This is a genomic window from Hyphobacterium lacteum, from assembly GCF_036330345.1.
Lineage (GTDB): Bacteria > Pseudomonadota > Alphaproteobacteria > Caulobacterales > Maricaulaceae > Hyphobacterium > Hyphobacterium lacteum.
The window spans coordinates 158,484-171,810 of the sequence record NZ_JAZDRP010000004.1 but is presented as its reverse complement, the minus strand read 5'-3'; the positions used below and the strand labels follow the sequence as shown (position 1 = coordinate 171,810).

The 13,327-nt window shown below is 62.2% G+C and carries 14 protein-coding genes; 7 read left to right on the top strand and 7 right to left on the bottom strand.

All coding sequences use genetic code 11. The annotated features are described in order from the left end of the window. The first annotated feature begins 122 nt into the window (after positions 1–122). The 3 genes from V0U79_RS07990 to V0U79_RS07980 all read left to right on the top strand — a co-directional run bounded on the left by V0U79_RS07990 (position 123) and on the right by V0U79_RS07980 (position 2,776). On the top strand, positions 123–1,013 hold the full coding sequence (locus V0U79_RS07990; protein WP_330198967.1) for a DNA-processing protein DprA: 891 nt from the start codon (positions 123–125) through the stop codon (positions 1,011–1,013). A 128-nt stretch (positions 1,014–1,141) separates the two neighbouring features. Further along, positions 1,142–2,383 (top strand): vanadium-dependent haloperoxidase, encoded by a 1,242-nt coding sequence (locus tag V0U79_RS07985; protein WP_330198966.1) that lies wholly within the window; start codon positions 1,142–1,144, stop codon positions 2,381–2,383. 12 nt (positions 2,384–2,395) lie between these two features. After that, positions 2,396–2,776 carry a hypothetical protein gene (locus tag V0U79_RS07980; protein WP_330198965.1) on the top strand — a complete coding sequence of 127 codons (381 nt, stop codon included), beginning with the start codon at positions 2,396–2,398 and terminating at the stop codon, positions 2,774–2,776. On the opposite strand, the gene V0U79_RS07975 is transcribed toward V0U79_RS07980, so the two are convergent. From V0U79_RS07975 to V0U79_RS07965, 3 genes are all read right to left on the bottom strand, one after another. Further along, positions 2,773–4,314, bottom strand: a complete 1,542-nt coding sequence (locus V0U79_RS07975) for a chloride channel protein (protein ID WP_330198964.1) — start codon at positions 4,312–4,314, stop codon at positions 2,773–2,775. The genes V0U79_RS07980 and V0U79_RS07975 overlap by 4 nt on opposite strands. Positions 4,315–4,438: 124 nt before the next feature. After that, positions 4,439–5,674, bottom strand: a complete 1,236-nt coding sequence (locus tag V0U79_RS07970) for an MFS transporter (RefSeq protein WP_330198963.1) — start codon at positions 5,672–5,674, stop codon at positions 4,439–4,441. A 59-nt stretch (positions 5,675–5,733) separates the two neighbouring features. After that, on the bottom strand, positions 5,734–5,952 hold the full coding sequence (locus V0U79_RS07965; RefSeq protein ID WP_330198962.1) for a ribbon-helix-helix domain-containing protein: 219 nt from the start codon (positions 5,950–5,952) through the stop codon (positions 5,734–5,736). A 166-nt stretch (positions 5,953–6,118) separates the two neighbouring features. Between V0U79_RS07965 and V0U79_RS07960 the strand changes: the two genes are divergently transcribed. The 3 genes from V0U79_RS07960 to V0U79_RS07950 all read left to right on the top strand — a co-directional run bounded on the left by V0U79_RS07960 (position 6,119) and on the right by V0U79_RS07950 (position 8,962). Further along, complete coding sequence (locus tag V0U79_RS07960; RefSeq protein ID WP_330198961.1) at positions 6,119–6,754, top strand: hypothetical protein; 636 nt, start codon at positions 6,119–6,121, stop codon at positions 6,752–6,754. Positions 6,755–6,786: 32 nt separating this feature from the next. Next, the gene (locus V0U79_RS07955; RefSeq protein WP_330198960.1) at positions 6,787–7,455 is read left to right on the top strand and encodes a DNA-3-methyladenine glycosylase I; all 669 of its coding nucleotides are present in this window, start codon (positions 6,787–6,789) and stop codon (positions 7,453–7,455) included. Positions 7,456–7,528: 73 nt separating this feature from the next. Continuing rightward, positions 7,529–8,962 carry a S41 family peptidase gene (locus V0U79_RS07950; protein ID WP_330198959.1) on the top strand — a complete coding sequence of 478 codons (1,434 nt, stop codon included), beginning with the start codon at positions 7,529–7,531 and terminating at the stop codon, positions 8,960–8,962. Between the two features lie 145 nt (positions 8,963–9,107). On the opposite strand, the gene fumC is transcribed toward V0U79_RS07950, so the two are convergent. Continuing rightward, the gene (gene fumC / locus V0U79_RS07945; protein WP_330198958.1) at positions 9,108–10,499 is read right to left on the bottom strand and encodes a class II fumarate hydratase; all 1,392 of its coding nucleotides are present in this window, start codon (positions 10,497–10,499) and stop codon (positions 9,108–9,110) included. Positions 10,500–10,633: 134 nt separating this feature from the next. Here fumC and V0U79_RS07940 point away from each other — a divergent pair, with 134 nt between their 5' ends. Then, a complete protein-coding gene (locus V0U79_RS07940) occupies positions 10,634–10,960 on the top strand; it encodes a RusA family crossover junction endodeoxyribonuclease (RefSeq protein WP_330198957.1) in 327 nt (108 codons plus the stop codon). On the opposite strand, the gene V0U79_RS07935 is transcribed toward V0U79_RS07940, so the two are convergent. Genes V0U79_RS07935 through V0U79_RS07925 form a run of 3 tightly spaced genes read right to left on the bottom strand, consistent with a single transcriptional unit; the run spans position 10,957 to position 13,122 of the window. Beyond that, positions 10,957–12,144, bottom strand: coding sequence for an MFS transporter (locus V0U79_RS07935; protein WP_330198956.1), 1,188 nt, complete (start codon positions 12,142–12,144; stop codon positions 10,957–10,959). The genes V0U79_RS07940 and V0U79_RS07935 overlap by 4 nt on opposite strands. Then, positions 12,134–12,610, bottom strand: a complete 477-nt coding sequence (locus V0U79_RS07930; protein WP_330198955.1) for a PaaI family thioesterase — start codon at positions 12,608–12,610, stop codon at positions 12,134–12,136. Before V0U79_RS07930 ends, V0U79_RS07935 begins: the two co-directional genes overlap by 11 nt. Continuing rightward, positions 12,607–13,122: an SspB family protein gene (locus tag V0U79_RS07925; protein WP_373696456.1), complete on the bottom strand. Its 516-nt coding sequence runs from the start codon at positions 13,120–13,122 to the stop codon at positions 12,607–12,609. The genes V0U79_RS07930 and V0U79_RS07925 overlap by 4 nt, the downstream gene beginning before the upstream one ends. Positions 13,123–13,327 lie beyond the last annotated feature (205 nt).

The window sequence follows — 13,327 nt, the reverse complement described above, 5'->3', positions numbered from 1 at the left end:
CATTGTTCAGACTGGCTGCTATGCCTCGCCCGCACCCACACTTCTCCTATTGGTTGAGCCTATCTCCTTGAACTCGCGTTAAAAGTGTAAATAATCGCGCCGCCCACACGAGGCGGCAGGGCATGGAAGCAGGAGATGTCGGAATTGATCAAGGCTGCGTCATTGCCCCGTGCGAGCCGGTGGCCCGCTTCCGCAGGAAGCAGCGCTGGTATTGCCACAGCAGCCCGGCGGAACCGGTAGCAGAAGTGCGGGTTTTCTCCCTCGCTGACGTCGATGTAGTGCAGGCCACACTGGTGGCTCCGGGTTGGGAGGCCCGGATGGAGAATTATCTCCATCAGGAGAAGTATTCGCTCGAATTGTCAGACTACAAGCCGGGGCAGATCCTGTTGGACCGGCCCATTCATGCCAGTGGTGGCTTGCCGGCCTGGCCGGAAACCGTCATCGCCTTGGCCGGATCACGATCTCCAACCGCCGCCAGCTTCGGCTTCGCCTGGGAATTCGGGCGGGCCCTTGCAGAGCGCGGTGCTGCTGTTTGCGCCGGTGGTATGCCGGGCATTGATCTAGCCGCCCATCTCGGCGCATTTGACGTTGAGGGTGGTGTGTCGCTCTGCGCGCTCGCCAATCCGGTCGAGATGGCCAGCGCCGGCCTGCCGCATGAAATACGAATGCTGGACCGGATGATTTGCCAACGCGGCCTGTTCCTGTCCGAACAGGTCGAGCCGGTGCCGGTCAACAGCGATGCCTTCCGCAAGCGGCTGCAGCAGCGCAACCGTGTTGTAACGGGCCTGAGTGCCGCGCTGGTGATTTTCGAGTGCAGCCCGTCCAGCGCGACGATTGACATGGCCAGGCGCGCCCCGATCCAGGGCAAGCGCGTTTTTGCGCATAGTGGCGGTACGCCAATGCGCAACGGCACGGGCGACGCAATTCGTTCTGGTCTTGCCGAGGCGATCCCAGCGAATATGGCGCCAGAAGAAGCAGCGATCTGGTTATTGTCCCGCCTCGGCAGGGATTGAGCAGGACAGGCTGGCCGGGACGGCAAGCCCCTTTCGGCGATGGCATCCTATTCCCGCGGCTGGCTCCAATCCGCTTGTTGGACCCGGGAAAAAAGAATAGCGTTTTGGGGAATACGGGGGAGATTTCCATGACTTCTGTTTGGATCCGTCCGATCGTTTCATTGATCGGGCTTTTGGTTCTTGCCGGCACACCGGCTTCGGCATCCGACTGGCGCAGTGTGGGCGAATGGGATTCGTTGCGCTCTGCCGCATCGAGTTCGAACCGGGCAGCCGGTGGTGATTTCATACCGGCCCATCTTCGCAGCTCGACGGGTCTCTACCTCGCAATGTTTTCGGCCATGAACGCCGTCGATGGCCGCTATCAGCCCTATTTCGAAGACCTCGCCGCAGCGCCCGGCGCGGATGCCGAGATGAGCGGGCACTATGCCGCCGCCGCCTTCATCGGTCTGGCCTATCCTTCGGCCGACATGGATGCCGTCAACGCCGCGATCGCGGCAGCTGCCGAAGGTCTGGACGCCGACACTGTTGTAGCCTCCGAAGCGACCGGCGCGCAGGCCGCCGCACTGGCGTTCGAGGCCGCGAATGCAACTTTCCGGGATGTCATGCCCTACCGGCCCTACACGATTGCCGGACGCTGGGTGCCCACCACGCCGCCGGCATTCCGCAATGGGCTGGGGCACCGCCCCTTCCTTTATGATGCGCCGGAAGACCTGGCACCTCCGGGGCCGCCGGCTCTAGACAGCGATCAATGGGCGGCAGACTTCAACGAGGTCCGGGAACTGGGCGGTGAGAACAGCACGCTTCGTACCGAGGCGCAGGCCTACGAGGCCAATTTCTGGATCGCCAAGGACTGGGAGCCACTGGTCATGCAGCTGGCAGAGCGCCGCAACTGGTCGATGCTGGAAGCGGTGCGCGTCTATTCACTGGTTGCGATGGCGACGTCGGATGCCGGCCTGACAACCGGCTGGGCGAAAGACCATTTCCAGTTCTGGCGGCCGATCACAGCGATCCGCAATGCCGATCTCGATGATCGCGAGGACACGGGAATCGAGGCCGGTTGGGAGCCCTTGCTGGAAACGCCGCGCCACCCGGAATACCCTTGCGCGCACTGCTCTTATGGCTCAGCAGTATCGTCAACGCTGTCGGCGCTGGTGACACTGGAGCCGGGTGAGACCCTCGACGTGTATGCGTTTGAGAATCCGGACGAAGTCCAGACCATCACCAATCTCTGGGAGTTCTCGCAGCGCATGTCGATGTCGCGCCTCTATGGCGGTGTGCACTATCGTACGTCGAATGATCATGCTGACGAGATCGGCCGCCGGGCCGGTGAAATGGCTGTGGAGCGCTATGGCCGGCCTGTCGGAGAATAGACCGGCGTCAGCATGAGCCTGCAGCCACTGATCCGCGAAACCATCGCCCGGCGCGGATTGAATATCCGGCAAACGCAGGACGGAACACGCATCGCGCGCGCAGCGACCATTGCGCTGATCCCGGTCTGGGGGCGGCCTATGGATGATCCCACGCCGGAAAACCTTTTCCATCAGGCGCTGGTGATCCTCGCGGAATATGAGAACAGCGAGGGTTATGAAGACTGGTGCGAAGAATACGGCTTCGATCCCGGTGGTCGACAAATACGGGACCGCTTCGACGCCATAGGCAAGGCCAGAACAGCCCTTGTCGAACTGATCAGCGAGGAACGATTTGTTGGCCTGATCGGTGGTCTGGCCATGAGCCAGGCAATCAATATGGCGCGGCCGCGCTAGCTGTGCTCTTCCTCATGCGCCTCGGCGAGGGCCTTGGCATAGGCAGCGTGCGCTTCGGTGCGGGTGATATAGCCGATAATCGGCTGATCCCCCGTTCGTGACCGGACCACGGTTCCATCCAGAGCTTCCGCTGACAGAAATCCGATCGCCTTGCCCAGATAGTCGTCGTCAAAGAGGCAGGGGGCTTCCTTGTCGACATCGGCTCCGGCTTCGTCTTCCTGCATCGGGCTCATGATCTCGCGGACGCGGATCGTCTGCAAAAGCACACGTGCCTGGCCGCGCGACAGATCATAGCCGCGCCGCAGGACCTGTTTGTGGAAGATGCTGCCGCCGGCAATCGACTGGCTGAGGACGGTGGCCAGAGAGACAGCGATCAGCACCGCAACCGAGGCTTCGTAGCTGGCGGTCAGTTCGAACACGATCAGCGTTGTCGACAAGGGCGCGCCGAGGGCGGCGCCGGCGACCGCACCCATGCCAACGACGGCATAAAAGGACATGCCGGCCGTCTCGGCGCCGGTCAGCGCCAGCAATCCGCCAAACGCCGCGCCCAGCATGGCCCCGAGATAGAGCGACGGCGAGAATACACCGCCACCGAAGCGGAACCCCAGCGTGATCGCTGTGGCCAGAAGTTTCAGGACCACCAGGAAGATCAGGACGGCAATGGAATATCCGCCGGAAACCGCGTTGGACGTCGCCTCGTATCCGACGCCGAGGATTTCCGGCGCGATCAAGGCCAGCCCGCCGATCAGCACACCGCCCAGTGGCGGCAATGCCCAGAGCGGCAGGCCAACACGGTTGGCGGTTTCGCCAATCCAGCGCGGCGCGTAGATGGCTGACCGCACAAAAGCCGCGGACAGGAGAGCGGCCAAAAGGCCCAACCCGATCACGCCGGGCAGATCCAGCAGCCCGGCGGGCGAAAGGGCGGGCATGGCAAAGGCGGGCGTGGCGCCAAGATGGAAGCGAGAGATCAGCGCGCCGGTCACGCTGGCGATCGCAACAGGCGCAATCGTCCGAAGTGCGTAATGGCCGAGCACGATCTCGAAGGCAAAGAGTGCCCCGGCGACAGGCGCATTGAAGCTGGCAGCGACAGCTGCAGCTGCCCCGCAGGCCAGCAGAATACGGATAGCACGGGGCGGCAGGCCCAGCAGACGCGCGATCAGCGAGGCAATGGCAGCGCCCAGATGGACAGCGGGACCTTCCCGCCCGGCCGAGCCGCCCGATCCGAGAGAGACCGCTGCGATCGTGGCAGACAACAGCCCGTTGGCGACAGTGATATGGCCGCTGCGCGCCGCGCGCGCCTCCATCACATCGGCGACGCCTCCGGAGCGGTTTTCCTGCAGCCAGCCGCGCGACCGGCCCAGATAGAGCAAGGCGGAGACGACGATGCCGCCTCCGACCGGCGCCAGCATGATTTGCCAAGCTGGAAGTCCGGACACGCCGGAAACCAGCAACTCATGATCCGAACCGAACACCAGATAGCTGGTCAGCTCGATTGCCAGGATCAGTCCCAAAGCGGCATAGCCGGCGAGCACACCCATCATTGCACCCAGAAGCCAGAGCGCGGGCGAGCGACCATCCTTCCATTGATGCACGATCCAGTGGAGGGCGGGGAATCGGTTAGAGCCGGTCACATTTCTGTTCAACGCCTCGGCGGGGACAGCGTCAAGGGCGGCCGTCGAGATGTTTTGCCTGGCGCAGTTCCGGGAACAGTCTGGCCCAGATTACGGCAATCGCGACGGTGCCGACGCCACCCGCAATTACGGTGGCCTTGGCTCCGATCAGGAAGGCGGTCATGCCGGCCCGGAACTCGCCCAGCTCGTTCGAGGCACCAATGAACAGCATATTCACTGCATTCACCCGACCGCGCAGCCGGTCGGGCGTCCACAGCTGGATGAGGGTTTCGCGGATATAGACGCTGATCATGTCGGCGCCGCCAGCAATGGCCAGCGCCAGTACGGACAGCCAGACCAGTTCGGACAGGCCAAAGACAATGATGGCCAGGCCGAACAGGGCGACAAAGGCAAACAGGAAAAGCCCGGCATGATTGCGGATCGGATTGACCGCGAGATAGATCGCCACCAGCACCGCGCCGATACCCTGGCTGGAGCGCAGAAGGCCCAGCCCGACCGGGCCAACTTCCAGAATATCCCGCGCGAAAACCGGCAACAGGGCGACCGCGCCACCGACCAGTACGGCAAAGAGGTCCAGCGACAAGGCGCCCAGAACGATCTTTTCTTTCCAGATGTATTTGAAGCCCGCGAGGATCGTGTCCCAGCTTTGCGGTTCGCTTTCGCTATGCTGTTCCGGTTTGGGGATTTGTGTGGCCAGAAGGGCGGCAATGACCAGCAGCGCTGTCGCGGTGCCGTAGGCCGCCAGAGGCGATACGCCATACAGCAGCCCGCCGGCGACCGGGCCGAGGATCATGGTCAGCTGCCAGGCCGAGGAGTTCAGCGCGATGGCGCGCGACAGCATGCTGGGCGGAACAATATTCGGCAAAAGCGCCTGCACGGCGGGGCCCCGGAAGGCGCGGGCGGTTCCGAAAACCACCAGAAGTCCGAAAATCAGCCAGACCTGCTGGTTGCCAATCACGGTCAGCCCCAGAAGCGCCGCGGAGATCAACGCCGAGACCAGCAGCGTCACGATCATGATGGCGCGCCGCGGGAACCGGTCGGCAACGGCTCCGGTCACGAGCACCAGGATGAGGGCTGGCGCAAACTGAGACAGGCCGATCAGGCCGAGATCAAGCGGGTTGCGGGTAATGTCGTAGACCTGCCAACCGAGCGCCACGACCTGGATCTGGATGGCGAACGAGGTCATCGACCGTGCCAGCCAGTAGATAAGGTAGGGCGTATGCCGGAAAATGGCCCATTGCGGCTGGGATGAGTCGGCCAAGGACATGGACGCTAACTACGCCTCGGATGATCCGCGTCAAGCGCCATGGCAGCGAAGGCCGGACCTCAGGCCTTCTGTGCTTCGCTCAATGCAAATACACGGCAGGCCGAGGATAGCGGCTGGTCCGGATCGTGCGCCGCCCGCTGCTCGTCGATATCCCGGATCAGCGCCGCGAACGCCAGGCCGCGCTGCTCAGCTGCGTGATCCAGAACGGCCCAGAATTCGGGCTCCAGTGCCAGGCTGGTCCGGTGTCCGGCGATCGAGATCGAGCGTTTCACGAGCATATGGCTTGCCTTTTTGAATGCCCGGGCCGGGAGAGAGGCCGGCGGGCCGGACTTGCCCCTGTTTGAAGCCTGTATCGCATGATCCGGTCAAGACCGGCCAGAAAGCGCTTGGTTTCGCTCTCCGTCCGGTTCATCCTTTTTCGGAATTAAGGTTCGGGGGAAGAATATGAAAAACACGCTATTCGCCATCGGTCTGGCCGGTCTGATCTCGGCACCGTTGTCCGCACAAGAGGCCTTCAGCGCCTACACGCGCACAGACGGCGATGTCTGCACGACACTCGAGGAAGAAGCGGACGGGGGCTTCTATTTCTATGCCGTCTGTCCCGGTTATGACGGCTGGGCTTTGCATCTCGACGGCGGCGAGCATGGCCAGCGCTCGACCTTCCGCACCAATGCTGCACCGATCCCGGATGATCAGCGTCCGGAGGTCTTCAACTATCCCTATTCGCGCGGCAATTTCGGTGAATTCCATACCGTGATCGAATGGCGTACGCGCGGCGAGGGCGGTCCGGCCTATGCCGCCATCCATCGTTATTATGCCAATGCGCTGGATGATGACGGCGTAACCTGGAGCCGGATCAGCACGTTGACGGTGTCGGCCCTGCGCGATGAAGCGGCTGGCGGCACGTGTATGGTCGCCCATGTCGAGGCCGATAGCGTCAGCAATGCCAACCGGATCGCGCAGGATGCTGCCGACCGGATCGCGCCAGACTTCAATTGCGGCACGGATAGCGCCCTGCTGGTCAATGCCGCCTATCCGGATGTGGACGCAGCGATCAGCGGTGGCAGCTACGCCCGCTAGCGGGAAGGGGCGATAACGGCCGGGAGGTCTCCATGCGCGCGTTTTCGGAAATTGAGGCCCTCGCGATCCAGCATCATGGCTCGGAAGAGGCCGTAGAAGCAAAGCTCGGCCGTCCGAAATCTGCTGAGCAATTGGCCTCTATCCCCGATGACCGCTGGCTATCGGGCATGACCAGGGCCGTGTTTTCGGCCGGATTCGTCTGGAAAGTCATCGAAGCGAAATGGGACGGGTTCGAAGCCGCTTTTGACGGATTCGATCCGGGCAAGGTCGCGCTTTATTCCGATGATGACATTGCCCGGCTGGCGTCCGACGAACGCATTGTCCGCAACGGACAGAAGATCACGGCCACAGTCCGGAATGCCCAGTTCGTGCAGGAGATTGCCGGCGAGCATGGCGGTTTCGGCGCGTTCGTCGCGAACTGGCCGGCGAGCGACCAGATCGGTCTTCTGGACGTCTTTGCAAAGCGCGGTTCCCGGCTCGGCGGGGCAACCGGCCAGTATGTCCTGCGCTTTGCCGGATGGGATGCCTTCATCGCGTCAGGCGATGTCGTGAAAGCATTGGTTCGCGAGGGCGTGATCGATAAACCGCCGACCTCCAAGGGCGGAACGAAGAGGGTCCAGGACGCCTTCAACCATTGGACAGAAGAAACAGGCCGGTCGCAGACGGAAATTTCACGAATACTGGCGTTGAGTGTAGGATAAATTCGGGCAACCTGCATCCGTTGATGAATTATTGCGCATCATTAGGCCGACACGAACTGAAAGGTTGGTCGATATGAGACGTTTCTGGCGCGCCATCACATTCCCATTCCGCATCATTCCCTGGTGGGGATATCTGATCATTCTTGCCGTTCTGGGGTGGCTGGGGCGCAATATCCTTCTGATCATTGCGACCATCATTGCTTTCCACCCGATACCGATCCCGCCTCTCTTCCAGGGCGAGCCGGAGACTGTCGCCGAGGCGCGGCTTCAGGACATCGAACATTTCCAGCATGTGCGCCGAAATGAGCGCTCGCTGACGGCCGATCAACGCGCCGGTTTGCAAGCCGCGATGGATGAGCTCGCGCGGCGGGCAGGAACGCTGAGCGATGCCGGCTTCCAGCTTGAGCTCGCCCGCATCCAGGCGATGATCGACAATGGCCATTCCAATGCGTCTGCCACGCGGATGGTCGAACCTTTCGCCCGCCTGCCGATCCGGGCGGCCTGGATGGATGGTGAGCTGCGTATCCTGCGGGCCTTGCCCGATGCTGAAGACCTGCTGGGCGCCCGGATCGTGTCGATCAATGGCGTTGCCGCACGCGATGCCCTGATGGCCTTCCGCGACGCATTTGGCGGGAATGACGCGCATTTCATGATTTTTGCGCCGCTTCTGGTGGAAACACCGGATTACCTTGAAGCCGTGGGCATGGGAGCAGAGGTGACAACGCTCGGCCTGGTCTTGCCGGATGGCCGCGAGGAGACACGGGCGCTGGAGGCCGTAGCGCCTGCTGAAGACGCGCGCCGCATCTATCCCGGTGATCTGCCCCTCACCTGGATACGCGAGAGCGATCGCTGGTCGGTGCTGGCACCATCGGCCCGGCCGCTTTATCTGACGAATCCGGACAATGATTACTGGTTCGAGCTCCTGCCGGGAGGTGAGACGGTATACATTTCAATCCGGTCCAATCTCGATGATGACAGCGGTGAAAGCCTGCGGGCGTGGGTTGCCCGTGCCGAAGCGGAAATTCGCGAGCTGGCGCCCCGCTTCGTCATCGTTGACCAGCGCTTCAATGGTGGTGGCGATCTGACCCAGACCGAACCGCTGATGAGCGCGCTGGGCGACATCGTTGGCGAGGACGGGCGGATTTACCTTCTGACGTCCGGCAACACCTTCTCGGCGGGCATTGTCAACCTGGCGATGGCCAGGGAAAGCGCGCCGGGCCGCACCGTGATCGTGGGCGAGGAGATCGGCGACCGGCTGCAATTCTGGGCGGAGGGCTTCTGGTATTCGTTGCCCAATTCCGGCTTCCGCGCCCGCTATTCAACCGGTTTCTATGATCTGCAGAATGGCTGCCACGGCATTTTCATCTGCCATTGGGGCAGCCTGCACATCTTCCCGGTGATCGTCGATGATCTCGACGTGGATATCGCCGCGCCGCTGACCTTCGAGGCCTATGCGGCCGGACACGATCCGGCCATGGAGGCGGTGCTGTCGGATATCGGGGGATAAATGATTTCTGCCTCTCCCCCTTGGGGGAGAGGATTGGGGTGAGGGGGTGCGGCGTTGCGGCAACCTCTCACCCTCGAAATCCAGTCACAGGCGTGACTGCCTTTCTCCTCCCTCTCCCCTTGGAAAGGGGCGAGGGGATTGGGCTCTATTTCGGCTTGATCATCTCGGCCGGGATGACGGCCTTGTCGAATTCTTCGGCCGTCACAAAGCCCAGCTTCACCGCTTCTTCCTTAAGCGTCGTGCCGTTCTTGTGCGCGGTCTTGGCGACCTTGGTGGCATTATCATAGCCGATCGTCGGCGCCAGGGCCGTCACCAGCATCAGGGATTTTTCCATCAGATCGGTGATGCGCTCTTCATTGGCCTTGATGCCCACGACGCATTTGTCGGTGAAGGAGGCACAGGCATCCGACAACAGGCGGATCGACTGGATCATGTTGTAGGCCATCATCGGCTTGAACACGTTCAGTTCGAAATGACCCTGCGCGCCGCCAACCGTGATGGCGACATGATTGCCCATCACCTGGGCGCAGACCATGGTCATGGCCTCGCACTGGGTCGGGTTCACCTTGCCCGGCATGATGGACGAGCCCGGCTCGTTCTCCGGCAGCGATATCTCGCCCAGACCGCAGCGCGGACCGGATCCCAGAAGCCGGATGTCATTGGCGATCTTGTTCAGCGAGGCCGCCAGCGTGTTCAGCGCGCCGTGCGCCGAGACATAGGCGTCGTGCGCGGCCAGAGCCTCAAACTTGTTCGGCGCGGTCTTGAACGGCAGCTGGGTATAGTTGGCGACGTCTTCGGCAAACGCCTTGTCAAAGCCCGGCTTGGCGTTGATGCCGGTGCCGACCGCTGTGCCGCCCTGGGCCAGGAAGAAGAGATAATTCAAGCCTTCCCGCACGCGCATAATGCCCATATCCAGCTGCGCCACATAGCCGGAAAATTCCTGGCCGAGCGTCAGCGGCGTGGCATCCTGAAGGTGCGTCCGGCCGATCTTGATGATGTCCTTGAAGGCTTCCGCCTTGTCGTTCAGCGCATTGCGCAGGGTCTGCAGGGCGGGCAGCAAGCTGTGATGCATTTCCTCGGCTGCCGCGATGTGCATGGCTGTAGGGAAAGTGTCGTTGGACGATTGCGAGCGGTTGACGTGATCATTGGGGTGGACCGGGTCCTTGGAACCCACCACGCCGCCGAGGATCTGGATCGCCCGGTTGGAGACCACCTCATTCGTATTCATGTTCGACTGCGTGCCCGACCCCGTCTGCCAGACCGACAGGGGGAAATGGTCATTCCACTTGCCTTCGGCGACTTCTTCGGCGGCCTGGGCTATGGCGTCCGCAAGCTCCGGCTCCAGATTGCCCAATTGCTTGTTCACGCGGGCGGCCGAGCGCTTGATGATGCCGAGCGCCCGGATCATCGGTGCGGGCATTGTTTCCACACCTATTGCGAAGTTGATCAGTGACCGGGCGGACTGGGCGCCGTAAAGCTTGTCGGCAGGAACGTCCAATGGACCAAAGCTGTCGGTTTCTGTGCGGGTTTCGCTCATCGGGAGAGCCTCCTTGCGCCAGCAGCCAGTGCGGCGGATGGTTAAGCGTGATTCGAATGGACGTGTAGCACCGGGGCGTTATGGATCAAGACGGCGCACTGGATTGGATCGGGAAAGGACGGGTGCAGGCCGCCATGTCTGGGGACAGTCTTCATCTTCGCGTCGACGCGCTGACCTCGCAGTCCAAGCGCTTCAAGACACTCATCGGCGAATTTTTCCGCACCGAATTCAAGCGTGTGCGTCCGAAATACGGACCCTATGAAGTCGAGATCCGGATCGAGCGGACCGAAAACAGCCCCGTCCATGATGTCGACAATGTCGCCAAGGCGGTATTGGACGCGCTCACCGGCTGTGTCTTCCACGATGACAGCCAGGTCGAGAAGCTGATGGTCGAGAAAGTCCTGTCAGACCGCGCCCGCGTGAAGGTTCGGGCACGGCCGCTCAATCGCGAAGCGGCCTAGCGCCGACCACCCGCCAGCTTTGCCGCCTGCGGCAGCCGCCGCAATCGCCACATCGCCCAGACGCCAAAGGCCGGTCCGATCGCCAGCGGGATGAAGGCATATGTCCAACCGGCAAAGTCGATCCACAGCGGCAGGAGCTGGATCATCAGCGCCGTCAGGGCGAACCCCATCGCGGTCTGCAGGGTCAATAGCGTTCCGGCCCGCTCCGGCGGAGCCAGCTCGGCAATCGAGGCGGAAAACTGGGCGCTGTCCGCGATCACGCTGATCCCCCAGATCAGCAGCACCGGCACCAGCAGCCAGGCGGGCGCCCCGAACAGGAAGCCGGATACCAGCGCGCAGCTCCCGCTGACGGCCATGGCAGCCATGGTGATGGTGGTTCGCCCGTACCGGTCGGCAGCCCAGCCCGCATAAAGACAGCCGGCCGCACCGATGGCGACCACGGCGAAAGCCGTCAGATCGGCGGTAAAGGCGTCAGTGAAATAGGCGTGCAGGAAGACCGGCACCCAGGCCCACATGGCATAGAGCTCCCACATATGGCCGAGATAGCCGAGATTGGCATAGCGCAGCCCCGGGTCGCGAAAGGCAAGCAGGGCCGCCCCCGGATCGAAGCCAATTCCCGTCTTGAACGCCGGCCCCTGTTGGCAGACAAGGATCAGGACGGCCGCGGCCATCGCGGCGGCGGCACTGAACAGGAAAGGCATATGCCATTGCGTGCCATCGGCCAGCAGGTTGAAGGCGAAGGGTGTCGCTGACCCCAGTGTCAGAGCGCCAACCAACAAGCCCACCAACAGGCCGGCATCGCCTCTTGCCCAGCTGGCCGCCAGCTTCATGCCCACCGGATAAACCAGAGCCAGGGACGCACCGGTCAGGGCGCGTAAGGCGATCATGCCGGCACTGCCGGGCTCGGTGGTCATCGCAAGAAAGCTCGCCAATGCCGCCACGGCAGCGCCAATCGCGAATATCCGTCTGGCGTCGAACCGGTCGGCCAGGCCGAGGGCGGCACTGGTCAGCGCACCGGCGACAAAACCGATCTGAACGGAACTGGTCAGTGCGGCCTGGGCGAAGCGGCTAATTTCGGCCGCCGCCATCATGGCCGGCAAGGCCGCCGTACCGGCAAACCAGACCGAGAGCGCCAGCACCTGTGCCAGCGTGATCAATGTGATGGATAAGGGCCTAGAGCCCACGCTCTTCCTTGATCCGCTTCACCTCGGAATGGGAGCGATGGAAACAGGTGGCGCTGGCCTTGGCCAGCAGCTTGTCGTCGCCATCCCAGAGCCATCCCTCGGTGAAGAAGAATTGCTTGCCCTTGCGGATGACCTGACCACGCGCGCGGACCTTTCCCGGCCAGACCGGCGAGATGAAGCTGGTCTTCATTTCCAGCGTCGGGACAACGCCGTCAAACCCGGTCACCGTGATCGCGGCCAGTGACATGACATCATCCAGCATTGCCGTGATCAGCCCGCCCTGGACCGCGCCAGTGGGCGTGACCGAGCGTTGATCCGGCTCCCACGTGGCAGCAAACCAGTGTTCGTCCATATCAAGATCGACGAATTTGAAGCCCAGCATTTCAGCGTAGAAGAGCTGGTTGGGAACTTCCGTGAAAAAGCGCCTGATGGTCGCTTCATCCCAGGGCGGCTTGGGAAATTTCATTTCTTCCGGAAGCTGTCGAGACTGACCACTTCGGCGCCGTCGCCTGATGCCTTGGCAGACGTCGCACCACTCTCGGCCGGCTCTTTCTTCTTTGTCTTTTTCTTGGCCTTGGTTTCCAGCTTTGCGGGTTCGGCAGCTTCACCTGCCGTCTCGGCGGCAATGGCCTCCATCATTGGCTCGAACTGGAGATGGAATCCGACAGACGGGTCATGGAAACGGTTCACGGCGGAATAGGGGACTTTCAGATATTTCGGCACGCCACCGAATTTCAGAGTCACTTCGAAGAAATCATCCTGCGGATTGAGGTCCCAGAACTGGTGTTCGAGGACGATCGTCATCTCCTCAGGGTATTTTTCCTTCAGCGTCTCGTCGATATCGACGCCTGCCGCCTCGGTCTTGAAGCTGATGTAGAAGTGGTGGGCCCCCGGCAGGCCGTCGGGCCCGGCGGCACGTATCAAGGCTTCGCGAATGACGCCGCGTAGCGCTTCTTGCGCCAGCAGATCGTAGCGCATCAGATCAGTCGCCACGATGTACTCCCCCGTTCAATTGCGAGCCCAAGGGTAGCCCAGCCTCTTGCGCCGTCAACGCAGACTCTAATGTCGCACTGCTTTTTCCTGCTATTCGGTTAGATTGAGACACAGTCGCAACAGCAGCCGGTTTAACCCTATGAATGAAAGGGCTTTTACTCCTCCCATGCCGCCGCGGCAGAAGCGGCCG